This window comes from Pseudomonas sp. BNK-7 (genome assembly GCF_048072025.1).
GTDB lineage: Bacteria > Pseudomonadota > Gammaproteobacteria > Pseudomonadales > Pseudomonadaceae > Aquipseudomonas > Aquipseudomonas danubii.
The window spans coordinates 6,425,822-6,443,967 of sequence record NZ_CP182252.1 but is presented as its reverse complement, the minus strand read 5'-3'; the positions used below and the strand labels follow the sequence as shown (position 1 = coordinate 6,443,967).

At 61.9% G+C, this 18,146-nt stretch carries 17 protein-coding genes; 7 read left to right on the top strand and 10 right to left on the bottom strand.

Going from position 1 to position 18,146, the window contains the following annotated elements; all coding sequences use genetic code 11:
* Position 1: 1 nt before the first annotated feature.
* From ACMGF8_RS29055 to ACMGF8_RS29030, 6 genes are all read right to left on the bottom strand, one after another.
* On the bottom strand, positions 2–1,426 hold the full coding sequence (locus ACMGF8_RS29055; protein WP_416758075.1) for a di-heme oxidoredictase family protein: 1,425 nt from the start codon (positions 1,424–1,426) through the stop codon (positions 2–4).
* Between the two features lie 189 nt (positions 1,427–1,615).
* Positions 1,616–2,956, bottom strand: a complete 1,341-nt coding sequence (locus tag ACMGF8_RS29050) for an imelysin family protein (RefSeq protein WP_102860504.1) — start codon at positions 2,954–2,956, stop codon at positions 1,616–1,618.
* Positions 2,957–3,120: 164 nt separating this feature from the next.
* The gene (locus ACMGF8_RS29045; RefSeq protein WP_102860505.1) at positions 3,121–5,172 is read right to left on the bottom strand and encodes a putative bifunctional diguanylate cyclase/phosphodiesterase; all 2,052 of its coding nucleotides are present in this window, start codon (positions 5,170–5,172) and stop codon (positions 3,121–3,123) included.
* Between the two features lie 303 nt (positions 5,173–5,475).
* A complete protein-coding gene (locus ACMGF8_RS29040) occupies positions 5,476–6,072 on the bottom strand; it encodes a superoxide dismutase (protein ID WP_011063080.1) in 597 nt (198 codons plus the stop codon).
* A 176-nt stretch (positions 6,073–6,248) separates the two neighbouring features.
* Positions 6,249–6,851: a LysE/ArgO family amino acid transporter gene (locus tag ACMGF8_RS29035; RefSeq protein WP_102860506.1), complete on the bottom strand. Its 603-nt coding sequence runs from the start codon at positions 6,849–6,851 to the stop codon at positions 6,249–6,251.
* Between the two features lie 2 nt (positions 6,852–6,853).
* A complete protein-coding gene (locus tag ACMGF8_RS29030; protein ID WP_416758072.1) occupies positions 6,854–7,258 on the bottom strand; it encodes an ACT domain-containing protein in 405 nt (134 codons plus the stop codon).
* A 110-nt stretch (positions 7,259–7,368) separates the two neighbouring features.
* Between ACMGF8_RS29030 and ACMGF8_RS29025 the strand changes: the two genes are divergently transcribed.
* The 4 genes from ACMGF8_RS29025 to ACMGF8_RS29010 all read left to right on the top strand — a co-directional run bounded on the left by ACMGF8_RS29025 (position 7,369) and on the right by ACMGF8_RS29010 (position 11,270).
* The gene (locus ACMGF8_RS29025) at positions 7,369–8,268 is read left to right on the top strand and encodes a LysR family transcriptional regulator ArgP (protein ID WP_102860508.1); all 900 of its coding nucleotides are present in this window, start codon (positions 7,369–7,371) and stop codon (positions 8,266–8,268) included.
* A 97-nt stretch (positions 8,269–8,365) separates the two neighbouring features.
* Entirely contained in the window at positions 8,366–9,358 is a 993-nt protein-coding gene (locus ACMGF8_RS29020) for an NAD-dependent epimerase/dehydratase family protein (RefSeq protein WP_416758070.1), read from the top strand.
* Between the two features lie 106 nt (positions 9,359–9,464).
* The gene (locus tag ACMGF8_RS29015; RefSeq protein WP_115580777.1) at positions 9,465–10,301 is read left to right on the top strand and encodes an ATPase; all 837 of its coding nucleotides are present in this window, start codon (positions 9,465–9,467) and stop codon (positions 10,299–10,301) included.
* Positions 10,302–10,421: 120 nt separating this feature from the next.
* Positions 10,422–11,270 (top strand): cache domain-containing protein, encoded by an 849-nt coding sequence (locus ACMGF8_RS29010; protein WP_416758068.1) that lies wholly within the window; start codon positions 10,422–10,424, stop codon positions 11,268–11,270.
* Between the two features lie 32 nt (positions 11,271–11,302).
* Here the strand turns inward: ACMGF8_RS29010 and ACMGF8_RS29005 are convergent, their stop codons facing one another.
* Positions 11,303–12,757 (bottom strand): MDR family MFS transporter, encoded by a 1,455-nt coding sequence (locus ACMGF8_RS29005; protein ID WP_416760397.1) that lies wholly within the window; start codon positions 12,755–12,757, stop codon positions 11,303–11,305.
* Between the two features lie 465 nt (positions 12,758–13,222).
* Between ACMGF8_RS29005 and ACMGF8_RS29000 the strand changes: the two genes are divergently transcribed.
* Entirely contained in the window at positions 13,223–14,137 is a 915-nt protein-coding gene (locus ACMGF8_RS29000) for a helix-turn-helix domain-containing protein (RefSeq protein WP_207815862.1), read from the top strand.
* Here ACMGF8_RS29000 and ACMGF8_RS28995 read toward each other — a convergent pair.
* On the bottom strand, positions 14,130–14,306 hold the full coding sequence (locus ACMGF8_RS28995; RefSeq protein ID WP_162884084.1) for a hypothetical protein: 177 nt from the start codon (positions 14,304–14,306) through the stop codon (positions 14,130–14,132). The genes ACMGF8_RS29000 and ACMGF8_RS28995 overlap by 8 nt on opposite strands.
* Before the next feature lie 125 nt (positions 14,307–14,431).
* Positions 14,432–15,337 (bottom strand): LysR family transcriptional regulator, encoded by a 906-nt coding sequence (locus ACMGF8_RS28990; RefSeq protein ID WP_102860515.1) that lies wholly within the window; start codon positions 15,335–15,337, stop codon positions 14,432–14,434.
* Positions 15,338–15,451: 114 nt separating this feature from the next.
* Here ACMGF8_RS28990 and ACMGF8_RS28985 point away from each other — a divergent pair, with 114 nt between their 5' ends.
* Together ACMGF8_RS28985 and ACMGF8_RS28980 are read left to right on the top strand one after the other, a co-directional pair.
* Positions 15,452–16,336 carry an MBL fold metallo-hydrolase gene (locus ACMGF8_RS28985; protein ID WP_416758064.1) on the top strand — a complete coding sequence of 295 codons (885 nt, stop codon included), beginning with the start codon at positions 15,452–15,454 and terminating at the stop codon, positions 16,334–16,336.
* 69 nt (positions 16,337–16,405) lie between these two features.
* The gene (locus tag ACMGF8_RS28980) at positions 16,406–17,020 is read left to right on the top strand and encodes an NAD(P)-dependent oxidoreductase (protein WP_416758062.1); all 615 of its coding nucleotides are present in this window, start codon (positions 16,406–16,408) and stop codon (positions 17,018–17,020) included.
* A 116-nt stretch (positions 17,021–17,136) separates the two neighbouring features.
* Here the strand turns inward: ACMGF8_RS28980 and ACMGF8_RS28975 are convergent, their stop codons facing one another.
* Entirely contained in the window at positions 17,137–18,018 is an 882-nt protein-coding gene (locus ACMGF8_RS28975; RefSeq protein ID WP_416758060.1) for a LysR substrate-binding domain-containing protein, read from the bottom strand.
* Positions 18,019–18,146: the final 128 nt, after the last annotated feature.

Here is an 18,146-nt window from a genome sequence, read left to right as displayed (position 1 = left end):
TTTATAGCGAATTCAAAAAGGCCAGCAGCGCGGTACGCTGCTCGGCATTGAAGGCGAGAACCTGTTGCTTCGCGCCCTCGGCTTCGCCGCCATGCCACAGCACCGCCTCCATCAGGTTGCGGGCGCGGCCGTCATGCAGGAACTGGGTGTGGCCACTGACGGTTTCCGTCAGGCCGATGCCCCACAGGGGCGCAGTGCGCCAGTCGCGGCCACTGGCCTTGAACTCGGTGCGGTGGTCCGCCAGGCCCTCCCCCATGTCGTGCAGCAGCAGGTCGCTGTAGGGGCGTATCACCTGATTGGCCAATTCGGGTTCGGCGGCGTTGGCCGCAGTGGTGAAGCTTGGGGTGTGGCAAGACTGGCAGCCGGCCTGGAAGAACAGGTTCTTGCCGGCCAGGACCTGGGGCGAATCGACATCGCGGCGCGCCGGTACCGCCAGGTTGCGAGTGTAGAACAGCACCAGGCGCAGGATGTTGTCGCTGACCTCCGGCTCACCGTCCGGACCATTGCCGTTGGGGGCCTGCTTGCAGGCGGTTTGCGCGTCGGTGCAGTCATCGAAGGGCCTCAGGCGGGTGGTCAGGCCCATATCACCAGAGAACGCGTGAACATTTTGTTGATTGAGGTTGGGTTGGCCGGCTTTCCAGCCAAAACGCCCGAGTACGGTCTTTTGCTGGGCGTCATCCCAGACCCAGTTGGGTCGTCCGGCAATGGCCTTATTGCCGGCAGCGGGCCGAGCGTTGGCCAGAATTGCCGCTTCGGGAATGGCCTCCAGCAACCCCAGGCCGATCATCGGCGGCGCCACTCGGGCGGAGAACTGCGTCTCGGGGTGCATTGGGCCGTAGCCCAGGTCCGTGATCTGCAGCCTGGGTTTGCGCAACTCCACCTGGGTGCCGTCCTTGAACCGTACGGGCAGCGGATCGTATTCGACCCGTACCCGGCCTTCGGGGGCGACTCCGGGAATCGCCATGTCTTGCAACTGGCCGCCATACACCGGTTCCGGCACCACGCCGACCTGCTCAATGACCTTGGCGTAGGCCGGGGTATCCGGAATCGACAGGCGCACCAGCATCGACACCGCGTTCAGCGCATCCGGCGCGGGCGGATGGCCGCGGCCGTCCTTGACGTGGCAGTTCTGGCAGGCATTGGTGTTGAACAGCGGGCCGAGGCCGTCACGGGCGGTGGTGGTGGAAGGGGCGATCACCCAGGGGTTGCGGAAAAAACTGTTGCCGACGCTGAAGTCCAGGCGTCGGGTCGGTGGCAGGTTGGCCGATGGCAGGGAGAAGGCATTGCGATCGGCCTTGTTGACCGTGGTCGCGCCGCCGGCCCGGGCTTCTCCTGGTTCGGCCTGGGTAAAGCGCGGAGCGTCATCGCAGGCACTCAGGCTCAAGGCCATGAGTAGAGCGGACCAGCGAAGCAGCGACGGGGGCATCGGACATCCTGCAAGACGAGCAAAACAAGGGCGCAAAGTCTAACAGGGCCGCCTGGATTGAATAAGAGGAATTATCGTTTGGTTTGATTCAGGACAAGCTTGCCAGGAAGCGTCCAGGCGCCTGAAACGGAGCGCCACGGGCACAAAAAAGGCGACCCGCAGGTCGCCTTTTGGCTGAAGCCGCGCTGATCAGAACTCGTGATCGGCGTTGTCCGGGTTCAGGTCGCTGATGCCCAGCTTGCCCGCAGCCTGTTCGATCGAGCCGGTCTGCTTGACCAGGGCGGCGATGGCGTCGCGCACGATCTGGTTGCCGGATTCGTTGCCCGCCGCGATCAGTTGGTCGTAGTGCTCACCCTTGTTGGCGTGGTCGACCATGACTTGGATCTTGGCTTCGGTGGCGGCCAGGTCGGCTTTCAGGGCGGCGTCGGCTGCCGGGTCGGCCTTGGCCACCAGGGACGACAGACTGGCGCCGGTCATCTTGCTGCCGTCGACACGGGTGTACTCGCCCAGATAGACGTTGCGGATGCCCTTGGCATCGTAGAAGTGCGAGTTGTGGGTGTTGTCGCTGAAGCAATCCTGCTCATCTTCAGGGGAGTTGGCTTCCAGGGATACCTTCATCCGCTCGCCCGCCAGTTCGCCCAGGGAAAGGCTGCCCATGCCGAACAGCATCTTGCGCAGGCCGGTCTCGGCCGGTTCGGCTTCCAGGGTGGCGCGGTAGTTGTCGGCCACATCCGGCTTCCAGTTGCCGACCATTTCTTCCAGGTCGTTGACCAGCAGTTGGGTCACGGCCTTCAGGTAGGCGCGACGACGCTCGTTGTGGCCGCCGGTGGCACCGGCACCTTCCAGGTAGTCGGAAGCAGGGCGGGCGCCGGCGCCAGGGCCGGTGCCGTTCAGGTCCTGGCCCCAGAGCAGGAATTCGATGGCGTGGTAGCCAGTGGCGACGTTGGCCTCGGCACCACCCAGTTCGTTCAGGCTGGCGAGGGTTTCCGGGGTGATGTCTTTCACGTCGACCTTGTCTTCGCCGACCTGGATCTGGGTGTTGGCGATGATGTTGGCGGTGGCGCCCGGGTTGCCCAGTGCGTGCTCGTAGCTCTTGTCGACGTAGTCGATCAGGCCTTCGTCCAGTGGCCAGGCGTTCACCTGACCTTCCCAGTCATCGATGATGGTGTTGCCGAAGCGGAACACTTCGCTCTGCAGGTAAGGCACGCGAGCGGCAACCCAGGCAGCCTTGGCGGCTTTCAGGGTTTCGTCGTTGGGCTTGGCGAGGAAGGCATCGATGGCGGTTTGCAGGGTTTTCGCGGTGGATTCGGAGTCGCTGTAAACGGCGAATACCATGTCGGCGTAATGTGCGACTACAGCCTTGGCCGCGGCTTCGTCGACCTTGCCGGCAGCGTCAGTGGCTGGGGTGGCAGTGCTGGCGGCCGGGGTCGGCGCTTGAGCGGCAGCCTTGTCGTCTTTGCCTTCGCCGCAGCCGGCGAGGGAAATAGCGATGGCCAACAGACTGGCGGTAGCCAGAGGCATACGAATCATGGCGAACATCCTGCTTCGAGAGGGGGAGTGGACGGCGCTGGGGGGCGCGCAAAACTGCAACATAATGCGAAAGATTTGCATTATGTGTAAAGGGTCGCGCTTGTAAATATTTCTTATTCAGAAGGGGACTGCGCCAGGTCAAGCCGGCCAGTGCTCTGTTTAGGTCAGAGGATCACCGCGTTGCTGCGCTGCGCCTGTTTCAGGTAGGCGCTCAACTCCCGCGCCGGCAGGGGTTTGCTGTAGTGATAGCCCTGACCCTCATGGCAGCCTTCGGAGATGATGTAAGCCTCCTGTTCAGCCGTTTCCACGCCCTCGGCGATCACCTGCATGCCCAGGCTTTTACCCAGCTGGATGATGGCGCGCACGATGGTCGCATCGTCGTCGTCATCCAGCAGATCCTGGACGAAGCTCTTGTCGATCTTGATCTTGTCCAGGGGCAGGCTTTTCAGGTAACTCAGGGACGAATAACCAGTGCCGAAATCGTCGATGGCGATCAGCGCTCCGGAGCGTCGCAGGCTCAGCAGATGCTGGGCGGCGGTGCTGATGTCTTCCATCAGGCCGGTTTCGGTGACTTCCAGTTCCAGGCTGCGCGGTGGCAGGCGGTAGATCTGCAGCAGGTTGTTGACCACCCGTGGCAGTTCGGCGTGGTGCAGTTGCACCGTGGACAGGTTGACCGCCATACGCAGGTCGCTGAAGCCCATGTCGTGCCATTCGCGCAGTTGACGGCAGGCCTGATCCAGGACCCATTCGCCGATGGCGATGATGGTGCCGTTCTGCTCCGCCAGGGGAATGAACAGGTCCGGCGGCACCAGGCCGTGTTCCGGGTGTTGCCAGCGAATCAGCGCCTCGACTCCCACCACCCGGTGGTCGCGATAGCTGATCTGTGGCTGATAGACGAGGAAGAACTGCTCCCGGGTCAGGCCTTCACGCAGGTCCTTCTCCAACTCCCGGCGCCGACGCATTTCGCTGTCGACGCTGGCGATATAGAACTGATAGCGATTGCGTGACCGGCTCTTGGCCAGTGTCATGGTCTGTTCGGCTTTTTGCAGGAGTTTTTCCGTGCTGTCGCCGTCTTCCGGGAACAGGGTGATGCCGATGGTGGCGCGCAGGCGGATTTCCTGATGATCGAGGGCGAAGGTGGCCTCCAGGTCGTCGAGGATGCTTTGTGCCAGCTCTGCGGCTTCATAGGGTTGTTCGATATCGGCCTGGACCAGGGCGAACTGATCGCCACCCAGGCGAGCCAGGGCGCCGAGGCGGCCACTGTGGCCACGCAGGCGATCGGCCAGGGCCAGCAGCAGTTGGTCGCCGGTCTGGTAGCTGAACTGTTCGTTGATGCCCTTGAAGTCATCCAGGCCGACACACAGTACTGCCACCCGGCGTTGCAGGCGTCCGGCGTCCACCAGGATCTTGTCCAGTTGCTGCTGCAGTTGCTGACGGTTCGGCAGGCCGGTCAGGAAGTCGTACTGGGCCATGCGCAGCAGGCTGTTTTCCGCTTCGTGGCGCAAGTGGGTGTTGCGCTCGATGGAGGCCAGCAACTGGTTGGCGGTGATGATCCAGATTCCCAGTTCGTTTTTTTCGTGCCCCTTGAGCAGTGGCAACTGGTGTTCGCTGGGGCGGTCGGGATTGATGGTAGTCAGGTGCTCGATGATTCGTGACAGCGGTTTGGTCAGCAACCAGTGATAGACCAGGTACAGCACCAGTGCCATGGCCAGGGCGCGCAGGACGCCGGAGATGAAGATGATCACCGAGTTGATGATGAAGCCCTGGCCGTAGGTAGCGGTGTCGAGGGTGATGCTCAGGTCGCCGTAATACTCGCTGTAGGGGCCGCGGCCCACCAACTGGGTGGTGAAGGTGCGTTCCTGGCCAAGAATCAGATCGGTGAGCCAGCGACTGGAAGAATGCTGCAGCTCGCGGGACTTTTCCGCGAGCATGGTTTCATTGGGGTGGCCAATGGAGGCCATGCGCACCGCATCATCCTGGAACAGGCCTTCAATGACTTGCATGCCCATTTCCCGGTCCAGGCTGTAGACCGCCTGTGTCGATGGGTCGCGAAACATGTCGAGAATGCGCTGGGCGTCGTTAGCTACCGCCTGCCGAGTCTTGTAGGCATCGAAGACGATCTGGGCACAGCTCAGGACTACGCCCACTATGAGTGCCGACAGCAGCACAACCCGGAGCAACTTCACCGACAAGCTGTTTTTGAGTTCCAGCTTCAAAGGGCTATTCCTTGTTCCGTGCGCGTAGCGTCAAGTTGCCATGAGTATTGGCAATCCCGTGTTGGCCGTCAAAGTGACATTAAGGCCGAGAACAGGACGTCTGCGGGCCAGGCCCGGGTGATCAGATTCAGGATTGCTCTTGCTGTGGATAGTGTGTCGGTAGCGACGCCTTGCAACTTGAGGGGCGGCGTTGATTTTTACATCAGATGAATCTTAGCGTCTCGGCTGGGTGGGACAAGATGCCGGCTTTGTCAGAGGCAAAAAAAACCCGGCCAGGCCGGGTTTTTTGCACTGCAAACGGACTTAAGCGACGAAGTTCTTGCCTTCGAACTGCTCAGCCACGAATTTCCAGTTGACCAGGTTCCAGAACGCTTCGACGTATTTAGGACGAACGTTGCGGTAGTCGATGTAGTAGGCGTGTTCCCAGACGTCGCAGGTCAGCAGCGGAGTGTCGCCGCTGGTCAGCGGGTTGCCGGCGCCGATGGTGCTGGCCAGGGCCAGGGAACCGTCAGCCTTCTTCACCAGCCAGCCCCAGCCGGAACCGAAGGTGCCAACGGAAGTCTTGGTGAATTCTTCTTTGAACTTGTCGAACGAACCGAAGGCTGCGTTGATGGCCTCGGCCAGAGCGCCGGTAGGTTGGCCGCCGGCGTTTGGCGCCAGGCAGTTCCAGTAGAAAGTGTGGTTCCAGACCTGGGCTGCGTTGTTGAAGATGCCGCCCGAAGAGGTTTTGACGATCTCTTCCAGAGTCTTGCCTTCGAACTCGGTGCCTGGCACCAGGTTGTTCAGGTTCACGACGTAGGTGTTGTGGTGCTTGTCGTGGTGGTATTCCAGGGTTTCCTTGGAAATGTGCGGCTGCAGGGCGTCGTGTGCATAGGGCAGCGGCGGCAATTCGAAAGCCATGATGATTCTCCTAATCAGGTCAGTTGCGGTGAGCGCAAGGCCGATCACGGGCGGCCAGACAAGCGCCGGGGAGTTTGTACTCTTTGCGGCGCAGGGTTCGGATCATAGCACCGGGGGTGCGGCTTAACCACGCAACAACTGTGTGGGATAGAGGTTCCAGAGCCTTTTGGAATAAGTCACGCAGCGCTGATCAGCTGGAACGCCACGCTGAACATCATCACCGCCACCAGCAGGTCGAGCATCCTCCAGGTACTGGGGCGAGCCAGCCACGGAGCCAGCCAGGCGGCGCCCAGGGCCAGGGTGAAGAACCACAGCAACGAAGCGCTGGCGGCCCCCACCACGTAAGCGCCGGGCTCGGTTTGTTGCGCCCCCAGTGAACCGATCAGCAGCACGGTATCCAGGTAGACGTGGGGGTTGAGCAGGGTGACCGCCAGGGCACTGAGCATGACAGCCCGCAGCGAACGCACGGTCTGGCCTTCGCCCTGTTGCAGGCTTTGTTTCGAGCAGGCCCGGCGCAGGGCCTGGGCGCCGTACCAGATCAGGAACGCCGCGCCGCCCCAGCGCGCCACGGCCAGCAGCATCGGGCTCTGGGTCAGGATGGTGGCCAGGCCGAACACCCCGGCCGCCACCAACAGGGCATCGCAGGTCACGCACAGTGCCGCCACCGGCAAGTGGTGTTCACGGCGCAGGCTCTGAGCCAGGACGAAGGCGTTTTGCGTGCCGATGGCCATGATCAGGCCGGCGGCCACCAAGAGACCGTTTACATAGCTTTGCCACATGATTACTGCTCCTCGCCGGCGGCCAGTTTTTGCAGAGCCTGCATGGCTCGCCGGGCATCCGCCTGACCGACAAACAGGTGGTCGTGGTAGTAGCCGGCGATCACGTTGCAACTGATTCCGGCCTGGCCCAGGGCGCCAGCGAAGGCCGCTGTCAGGCCCACGGCTTCAAGGGCCGAATGCACGTTGAGGGTGATCCAGGCCGCCACGTAATCGAAGGCCAGACCCAGGCGCTCGGCCTGTTGGCGCGGGAGGATAACCGTCAGTCCCTCGCGTTCGCGAAAGCTGCCCAGCACTTCGCAGTCCTGCAGCAGGCCGGGGTCAGTGAGGGAACAGAACACGTACTCGCCGTCGTTGAGCTGTGGGCTCATGCTGCGTAGCAGGGTAGCGAGGGAGGTTTCACCAGCCATGAACAAAATCCTTGAGCGAAGAAGCATTACAGAGGCTTTACGCTGGCTATTTTCTCGTTCCAGGCGGTATAAGAAAAACCAATAGTGCTGATCACTCATTAGGAAAAATGATGTTCGACTACAAGTTGCTCTCTGCCCTGGCCGCGGTGATCGAACAGGCAGGATTCGAACGGGCGGCCCAGGTGCTGGGATTGTCGCAGTCGGCCATTTCCCAGCGCATCAAGCTACTGGAGGCCCGGGTCGGGCAGCCGGTGCTGGTGCGGGTGACGCCACCTTCGCCCACGGAAATCGGGCGCCGCCTGCTCAACCATGTGCAGCAGGTACGCCTTCTGGAGCGGGACCTGCAAAGCCTGGTGCCGGCCCTGGACGAAGAAGGCTTGCCGGAGCGCCTGCGTATTGCCCTCAACGCCGACAGCCTGGCCACCTGGTGGGCCGAAGCGGTGGCTGACTTTTGCGCCGAACATCACTTGCTCCTGGACCTGGTGGTGGAGGACCAGACGGTGGGCCTCAAGCGCATGCGCGCCGGCGAAGTGGCGGCTTGTGTCTGCGCCAGCGAGCGTCCGGTGGCCGGGGCCCGCAGCCTGCTGCTGGGGGCCATGCGTTACCGCGCCCTGGCCAGCCCGGCGTTCATCGCCCGGCATTTTCCCCTGGGCGTGCGCGCCGAGCAGTTGGCTCGGACCCCGGCGTTGGTGTTCGGCCCCGACGATTTCCTGCAGCATCGCTATTTGGCGTCCCTGGGGGTCGATGGCGGTTTCGAACATCATTTGTGCCCATCTTCCGAGGGCTTCATCCGTCTTGCCGAAGCTGGGCTGGGCTGGGGGCTGGTGCCCGAACTGCAGGTTCGCGAGCAACTGCAGCGAGGCTTGCTGGTGGAGCTTTTACCGGATAAACCCATCGATGTGCCGCTGTACTGGCATCATTGGCGCAACGGCGGACAATTGCTGGGCTTGTTGACCGAGCACCTGGCACGTTTATCCGCACAATGGCTGGTGCCTTGGGAGCAGCCATAAGCGTCAAGCGACAAGCTGCCAGTGCACAGCTTGCGCTTCGACTTTCAATGCGCGGCTTGTAGTTCGTAGCTCGTCACTGCTTTGTTTAGGAATATTCATGAAAATTCTGGTTACCGGCGCAAGCGGCTTCATCGGCGGGCGCTTTGCTCGTTTTGCCCTTGAGCAGGGCCTGGAGGTCCGGGTCAACGGCCGTCGCGCCGAAGCGGTGGATCATCTGGTGCGCCGTGGCGCCGAGTTCGTCCAGGGCGATTTGAACGATGCGGGCCTGGTGCGCGAACTCTGTCGCGATGTCGATACCGTGGTGCATTGCGCCGGTGCGGTGGGCTTGTGGGGGCGTTATCAGGATTTCCATCAGGGCAACGTGCTGGTCACTGAGAATGTGGTCGAAGCCTGCCTCAAGCAACGGGTCCGGCGCCTGGTGCATCTGTCCTCGCCGTCGATCTATTTCGATGGCCGTGATCACCTGGGGCTGACCGAAGAGCAAGTGCCCAAGCGTTTCAAGCACCCCTACGCATCCACCAAGTACCTGGCCGAGCAGAAGGTTTTCGGTGCCCAGGAGTTCGGGCTGGAGGTCATTGCGTTGCGGCCGCGTTTTGTCACCGGTGCCGGCGACATGAGTATCTTCCCGCGGTTGTTGAAGATGCAGCGCAAAGGTCGCCTGGCCATCATCGGCAACGGCCTGAACAAGGTCGACTTCACCAGTGTGCACAACCTCAACGAGGCCCTGTTCAACAGCCTGCACGCCAGTGGCTCGGCCCTGGGCAAGGTCTACAACATCAGCAACGGTGCGCCGGTGCCGCTGTGGGACGTGGTCAACTATGTGATGCGCCAGATGCAGGTGCCGCAAGTCACCCGCTATCGCTCTTTTGGCCTGGCCTATAGCGTGGCGGCGCTCAACGAGGGGCTCTGCAAGCTCTGGCCCGGCCGTCCTGAACCGACCTTGTCGCGCTTGGGGATGCAGGTCATGAACAAGGACTTCACCCTGGATATCAGCCGGGCCCGGCATTACCTCGGCTATGAGCCCAAGGTCAGCTTGTGGGCCGCTCTGGATGAGTTCTGCAGTTGGTGGAAGGCTCAGGACATAAGCTGAAATCAAAGACTGAACCCGGTTTGCCCGGGCCGGTCCATTGGCCGGGTGAATTAGCGGTTTATACTCGCCGCATTCAGCCATCACCGCGGTTCACAAAGGTTGCCCCATGCGTAACGATGCACACGATGACTTCGATGACGTTCCAAGTCTGCGCGCCGATCCCCTCGATGACGATGTCTTTCCTACCACCAGCGCTGCCCGTGAGCGCACCACCGTGCATTCGCGCAGCGCTCCGGTGGCCAAGGTCAAGGGGCCCAGTACCGGACCATTGTGGGCATTGGTGGGGGCGTTGTTCTTTGCCTTCATCGGTCTTGCCTGGTGGAGCTTCCAGCAGATTTCGCTGATGGAGCAGCAACTGGTGGCGACCCAGGAAAGCTTCGCCAGGATCAGTGAAGAGGCCGCCGGCCGTCTGCAGGACATCTCCGGCAAGGTAGTGGCCAGCCAGACCAATGTCACCACTGACAGCGAAGCCTTGAAGCTGCAGATCAAACAGTTGGAAAGCCGGCTGCAGGATCAGAGCCGACAACAGCAGGGCGTGGCCGGGCAGGCGACTGACCTGGACAAGCGCCTGGCGCAGATGACAGCCCAGACTGCCGAGCAGCAGGCGGCCAACGTGCAGTTGCAGGCCCAGGTGAAAGCCTTGAGCGCTGAACTGGCGAGCCTCAAAGGCGTCCAGGCGGACGCCGGCAAGCTCGATAGCCAGCTCAAGAGCTTGAATGCCGACCTTGCCGCATTGAAAAAACAGGGCAACCCGAGCGCTGCCATCGAGCGACTGGAGCAGGAGCTGGTGGTACTCAAGAGTGAGCAGGACAATCGTCCCGCTGCCCAGAGCGGAGCCAGCACCGCCGAGTTCGATGCGTTCCGTGGCCAGGTCACCCGCAACATCAATACCCTGCAAAGCCAGATCCAGAACCTGCAGCAGCAGATCAATACCCGTCCTTGAGTGGTCAGGCCCTCCCCGCGCACGGCGTGGGGGGCTGTTCGGCCAAAGTGTGCTGAATGTTCACCCATATTGCGCAGCCGTCTACGCTCTTCAAACGTCATCAGGAACGAGGAGCGAGCGATGAGGCTGTTGCAGAAAAATACCTGGCTGGGATGGTTGTTATTGCTGTGCGTGGGTTCGTTGCATGCGGCGGTACCGGCGGCCGATGACGGTGTGGCGGCCCGGGCGCTGCTGGAAAAAGCCCTGCGCTATTACCACGACCAGGGTGACAAGGCGTTTGCGGCCTTCAGCCGCCAGGGTGAGTTTGTCGACCGTGATCGTTATGTGTTCGTGGTGGACACCCGGGGCGTGATGCTGGCCAGTGGCGGTCCTTCGTCGGCATTGATTGGCCGAGATGTTTCCGAAGTCCTGGGGCCGGATCTGCGCAAGGCGTTCAAGGACGCCCTGAGGATTCCCGAGGCCAATGGCATCCAGCAAGCCGAATACCGCTGGCAGAACTGGGCCGACGGCAAGATCGAACGCAAGCATGTGTACTTCCAGCGTATCGGCGAACGCATCCTGGCGGTGGGGTATTACCTGCCTCGGGCCTCGGCCGAGCAGGCCAAGGCGCTGCTGGATCGAGCGGCCACGGCCTTGGGCGGCGATCAGCCGGGTACGCTCAAAGCCATCAATGACTTGCGTGGCGGGTTTCTCGAAGACGATCTGTATGTGTTCGTGGTGGACCTCGACAGCCACCGCTATCTGGCCCATGGCACCAACCTGCGCCTGCTCAATACCGATTTTGGCAAGATCAAGGACCCAGAGGGCAAGCCGGTTGGGGAGCCGATCCTGGCGCTCATGGCAGGCCAGGATCAGGGGGAATACGAGTACCGCTGGAAGAACCCGGTGACGGGCAAGGTCGAGGACAAGCATGCCTACTTGCGCAAGGTCGGAAAGCTGCTGGTTGCCGTGGGGTACTACAGCCCTTGAATCCTGAGCGCTGGCCCCTGCCAGCATCAGGATCAATGCGCCTTGTCTTCACGGCCCCGTAACAGGCGATTGGGCATGGCAATCGCCGCCGCCAGCCCCAGCAGGGAAACCGCGGCACTGACCAGCAGCAGGTGCTGGAAGGTCAGCAGCAACTCGTTGCGCAATGCGTCGCGCGCAGGGCCAGGCGCGGCGTTCAGGCCTTGCAGCAAGGCATTGCCGGAATGCCCCTCGCTCATCAGCCCTGTGCCACTCAGATGCGCCAGGCTGGAATCCTGCAACAAGGCCAGCAGCAAGGCCGACATCAGCGCCACCCCCACCGCGCCGCCCAGGGCGCGAAACAGGTTGGTGGTGCTGGTGGCGACACCGATATCCCGTTGCTCCACCGAGTTCTGGGTGCCCACCAGGGAGGTAGGGAACTGCATGCCGCCGGCGATCCCGCAGAGCAACATGAACAGGCTGCTCAGCAGGACCTCCTGGGGCGGCACCAGGGCTATGCCGAGAATCGACACCGGCATCAATAGCGCGCCGCCCAGGATCATCGGCTTGTAGCGTCCGGTCACCGAGGTCAGGCGTCCGGCGCAATAAGCGCCCATGGGCAGGCCCATGGCCAAGGGCAGCAGGTGCAGGGCGGCACTGTCAGCCCCGGCCCCGGTGATGCTTTGGAAACGCAAGGGCATCAGCACGATCAGCGAGATGGCCTGGAAACTGGTGAAGAAAATCGTGCACCAGCACAGCAGCGCATTGCGATTGGCAAACAGGTGCATCGGCAGCAGGGGCTCCCGGGCCCGGCGCTCATGCCAGACGAACAGGGCCAGGACGATGCAGCCGATAGCCAGCAGGTCGAGCACTTCGGCGCTGCGCCAGGAGTGGCCCTGGCCCACTTGGGTGATGCCCAGCAGCAGGGCGCTCAGGCCGATGATCAGCAACACAGTGCCGAGGTAGTCGATGATCGGCTTGCGCTGGGGCACCGGCAGCCCTACCAGGGTGCGGTGTGCCACCCACCAGGCACCCAGTCCCAGGGGCAGGTTGACCAGGAATACCCAGCGCCACGACAGAAACTCGGTCATGTAGCCGCCCAGCACCGGGCCGGCGACACTGGCCACCGCGTACATGCTGCTGAAGTAGCCCTGATAGCGGCCGCGCTCCCTGGGCGGGACTATGTCGCCGATGATGGCCTGGCTCACCGAGATCATGCCGCCGGCGCCGATGCCCTGAAAGATCCGCGCCAGCACCAGTTGTTCCATGTTCTGCGCCAGGCCGCAGAACAGCGAGGCCAGGGTGAACAATCCCATGCCGAACAGCATCAGCCGACGCCGGCCATACAGATCGCCGAGCTTGCCGTAGATCGGCACTGCCACGGTCATCGCCACCATGTAGCCGGAGATGACCCAGGCCAGCAGGCTGACATCCTTGAACTGAGCGGAAATGGCCGGCATGGAGACCGCGACGATGGTCTGGTCCAGGGCGCCGAGAAAGATCGCCAGCATCAGGGCGATCAGCACGCTGCGGATGGCCGGTTTGGGCGGGCCAGGCTGTTGGCGGTGAGTCACGAAAAAACCTGCAGGCAGTGATTGATCCGTAGCGGCAAGGCTGGCGGGAATGGGCGTCAGTGTACTCGATAGGGTGCTATCGGATAGCGCTACAAGGAAGAGCACGGCGTTTTTTCATGAAGGTTTTCAAGGGGGGAGGTTGTGCCAAAGCGCCTTGGATTCACCGCTCTCGAAAAGCTTTGTGGCACTTGGTGTTGATGTGTAATGGGACGCATTCTGTATAGTGTGCGCTCGGTGCCGGCTCCCTGAATCCTGGCTGTACGAGTGTTTATTTGTGTTGCCGGTGCTTGCGTTTTTCCTGGCTGAACCCGTCAATGGGTCGATGAAATCTGGCGGTTACCTGAGCTTTTTTTCAGCGGTGCAATTCTCCCCCCCTGTTACTCTGAGGCCTGGACTGTAGTGATGAACAAGCCTGCCCTTGCTGCCATTCCCGTGTTCAAACTCTATGGCGAGAGCCTGGAGTGGCCCACCCCGGATCTGCTCCATTGCGAGTCCATCAGTCAACGCAGCCGTGAGCACCAGTGGGAAATAAAACCCCATCGGCATGCCGACCTCGGCCAATTGCTGTTTGTCTTCCGAGGGCAGGCCGAACTGGAGGTCGAAGGCCTGCGGACTTTGTTGAACGAACCGATGATCCAGGTGTTGCCGCCGTTATCGGTCCATGGCTTTCGATTTTCCGAGGATGTCGAAGGTTATGTCGTGACTCTGGCGGCGCCGCTGTTGAGCCATTTGCAAGCTCAGTTGGGGCGTTCGGAAAATACCCTGACCACGTCTTGCAGCTACCCGGCCCGGGAGGATGCGCAGTACCTGAACGGTTTGTTCAGTGCCTTGCAGAATGAGTATCAAGGGCAGCAGCCGGCTCGGGAAATGCTCATGCACGCCCTGGTGAGCATGATTGTGGTCTGGATTGGTCGTCAGGCACTGCAGCGCAGCAGTTCCAGTCAGCGTCCCCAGCGGGCCCGGGAATATTTCAACGGTTTTATCCAGTTGGTGGAGGCCCACTACCGCGAGCATGTGAAGGTCGAGGACCTGGCTCACAAGCTGGGCATCTCCGTATCGCACCTCAACGGCACCTGCCGCGAGCTGGCCGGGCAACCGGCGCTGCAGATCATGCACGAGCGTCAACTGCTGGAGGCCAAGCGCCTGCTGACCTACACCGGGATGACCATCTACGAGATTTCCGATGACCTGGGCTTTTCCGATCCCACCAATTTCACCCGGCTGTTCCGACGCCGCGAGGGGATTTCGCCCAAGGTGTTCCGCGACCGGCTCAAGGCCGATCAGGCGGGGGGGCCTGGGGCGTTGCCGCTCACCTGAGGGCGTTCAAGGTGGCGTTGTGGGGAATGCAGCGTTCCAGGTTGCAACTGGCGTAGTTGCGCTGTTGCATGCGGGCCTGCTCGACGCGATAAGCGGCGGTACCGTATAGCGCCAGGGTCATGGTGCAGGTCATGAAGATGGCCAGGTACCTTCTTGTCTTGACGTTCATGGCAACGACCTCTGAACCAATACCCCGTGTTTTCAGGGGCACTGATATCAGCATAGGTCAGTTGCGGGGGCTTGCCAGGCCGCTGCCCAGCCTGTTTGGCGAGGTATTGAACCGCTGGATCGTGTCTACAGCCCCACATCCCAGAGCGGTTCCTGGGGAAACCTGAGCACCAGGAAATCCAGCATGCTGCGCAAGGTCGCCGGCATGTGCTTGCGCGAGGCGTAGACCGCATACATGTTCATCGTGCGGGGTTCGGCATGGGGCAGCAGGCGCACCAGTTCTCCCCGCTTGATGTACTCCCCGGCCTGGTAGCTGGGCAGCATGGCGATGCCGGCGCCGGCCACTGTGGTGCGCAGCAGGGTACTGGCTTCGTTGGCGCTGATATTGCCCTGTACCGGTACTGACACCTGCTCGCCGTCTTGTTCGAAATGCCACAAGCTTTTGCCGAAGTAGGAGTGGGTCAGGCAGTTGTGCTGGCTCAAGTCCTCCACCCGTTGTGGCGCCGGGTGCTCCTGGAGGTAGATCGGTGAGGCGCAGATCACCGAGCGACAGACGGTCAGGCGTCGGGCGATCAGGTTCGGGTCCAGGTCGTTGCTGGTGCGGATCGCCAAATCGATACGCTCATCCACCAGGTTCACCGTGCGATCTAGCATCTGCAGATCGATGCTCACACCGGGGTAACGCTTGACGTAGTCGGCCATCGCCTCCGCCAGTTGTGACTGGCCGAAGGAGGTGCTGACGCTGATGCGCAGCAGCCCGCGGGGCGCATCGTCAGGCTCGCCCACCGCAGCCTGCATATCGTTGGACAGCTCCAGCATCTGCCGACAGCGGGGCAGGATCTCGCCGCCGGCCGCGGTCAGGCTGAGCTTGCGCGTGGTGCGGTGCATCAACCGGGCACCGACCCAATCCTCCAACTCCGCCAGATAACGTGAAACCACCGGCCGTGAAAGGTCCAGGTGGTCGGCGGCGGCCGACTGGCTGCCCAGGTCCACAACGGTGACAAAGACCCGCATTGCTTGGAGACGATCCATGATTTGCCCGCTTTCAGAAACAAACTATGTTCAAGCATCGCATTTTTTGTAACGAGTCTGGCAACTAAGCTTTGTCCACTTCCAACCAAGCCAACAGATGCTGGAGCTGCCCTCATGATCGGATTCACCTCTTTTAAACGCCTGCTGCTGGCCACCGCCACCCTGGGTTTTGCCGCCCATGCCGCAGCCGCCGAGCCCAGCCTGAAGCTGGATGTCTACAACCCGGGGGCCAATGCCATCTTCCCGGTGACCTCGGTACTGGTCAGCGGCAAGAAGGACGCGATCCTGGTGGATGCCCAGTTCGGCAAATCCCAGGCCCAGCAACTGGTGGAAAAGATTCGTGCCAGTGGCAAGCACTTGACCACCATCTACATCAGCCACGGTGATCCGGACTACTACTTCGGCCTCGACACCCTGACCAAGGCTTTCCCTGATGCCAAGGTTGTTGCCTCACAACCCACAGTGGATCACATCAAGGCCACGGTGGATGGCAAGCTGGCGTTCTGGGGCCCGAAAATGGGCGCTGACGTTCCGGCCAAGACCATCGTGCCCGGCGTACTCAAGGGCCACAGCCTGACCCTGGAAGGGCAGAAGCTCGAAGTCATCGGCCTGGACGGCAAGCAACCGGATCGCAGCTTTGTCTGGATTCCGTCGATCAAGGCGGTGGTCGGTGGCGTGGTGGTCGCGGAAAACATCCACGTATGGATGGCCGATACCCAGACCCCGCAGTCTCACCAGGACTGGCTGAGCACCCTGAAGACCATTGAGGGCCTGAACCCCAAGACCGTGATTCCCGGGCACTTCCTCGGCGACAGCGCACGCTCCCTGGCCCCGGTGCACTTCACTGCGGACTACATCAAGGCCTTCGATGAAGAGACGGCCAAGGCCAAGGACTCCGCTGCGCTGATCGCGGCCATGAAAAAGCGTTACCCGGACCTGGGCGAAGACAGTTCCCTGGAACTGAGCGCCAAGGTTGCCAAGGGCGAAATGAAGTGGTGAAACCGGTTTGACCCGCTCCCTTCGGGGAGTGGACGCCTCTGTACTCTCTTAGCCAACTGGAGACATGTCATGAGCAAAATCGCAATCATTGGTGCCACCGGCCGTGCCGGTAGCCAACTGTTGGAAGAGGCCCTGCGTCGCGGTCACGGCGTCACCGCCATCGCCCGCAACACGGCGAAGATCGGCCAGCGTGCCGGCGTACTCACCCGCGCAGTGGATGTGGCCGACAGTGCTGCATTGCAGGCGGCGGTAGCCGGCCACGACGTGGTGATCAGTGCCGCGCATTTTTCCACCATCCCGGCCAATGCCATCATCGACCCGGTGAAAAAGGCCGGGGTCAAGCGTCTGCTGGTGGTGGGCGGTGCCGGTTCGCTGCTGCTGCCCGGTGGCGGCAAGGTCATCGACAGCCCCGGTTTCCCGGAGGAGTACAAGGCCGAGGCCAGCGCCGGTGGCGTGTACCTGGATACCTTGCGCAAGGAGCAGGATCTGGACTGGACGTTCCTCTCGCCATCGGCGGAGTTCGTTGAGGGTGAGCGCACCGGGCAGTTCCGCCTGGGCCAGGACGATCTGCTGGTCAGTGCCCAAGGTCGCAGTTGGATCAGCTTCGCCGACTACGCCATCGCCATGCTCGATGAAGTGGAGAAGCCGGCCCACCGCCGCCAGCGCTTCACCGTCGGTTACTGATTAGCGGCCGATTGCCCCGGTAGCCGCCTGCCGTTGGCGGCTATCGGGGAGTTCCGATCAGTGTTGAAGGCCCTCGCGGGCCTTTTTGCTGTCTGCCGGCATCAGGGTTTTCTCATTCAGCGCTGTTTGGCCTGTTCCACCAGCCAGTCCAGCAGTTCCTGCAAGGCCGCCGCAGGCCCTGGGTGCTCCGGGTAGACCAGATAGTACGCCTGGCCCGTCGGGATCTTCAGTTCAAAAGGCATGACCAGCCGTCCGGCACTCAGGTCGTCGCCAATCAACGCCCAGTCGCCAATCGCCACGCCCGTTCCCTGGGACGCCACGGACATCGCCAGGTCCAGGGTCTCGAAATGCTGACCCTTGCCCAGGGTATTGAGTGGCGTGCCGGCGGCTTTCAACCAACTTTGCCAGTCCCGTTGATCGTGGGAGGGATGCAGCAGCAAGTGCTGTTGCAGGTCCGCCGGGTTCTTGAGGGGCACCGGGCCCTCCAGCAGCGGTCGCGAGCAGACCGGCGTCAGTTGTTCATTGAACAGGTGACGCGAACCCAGGGTCGGGGACGGCGGGGCTCCGTACATGACGGCGGCATCGAAGGGTTCGCGGCTGAAATCCACGCCGTGCTGAATGGTAGTGGTCAGTTGCACCGGTACATCCGGGCGCTCCCTCTGCCACTGCAGCAGCCGGGGCAGCAGCCAGCGCATCACACAGGTCGGAGCCTTGAGGCGCAGGTTGCGGCTCTGCCCACCGATGTCATCCACCGCGCCATTGATCAGTTCGAATACCTGCTGCATCCGCGGCAACCATTGCGCCCCTTCGTTAGTGAGGCTCAAGCCCCGGGCATGGCGCTGGAACAACGGATAACCCAGATGGCTTTCCAGGCCGGCAATTTGTCGGCTCACCGCTCCTTGGGTGATGTGCAACTGCTCGGCAGCGCGCGTGAAATTGCAGCACTGGGCGGTGACCAGAAAGGTGTGCAGCGCGGGCAGGGGAGGCAAGCGTTTCATGGGCAGCCAAGGCATGACGTGAGGACATGGCTAGTATGACTTTTTATCCATTGTTGCGGCTACAGCCTCACCGTTCCAATAGCCCTCCCGGCGTCTGCTGAGTTTTTCAGTCGGCAGTCAGTCGGGTT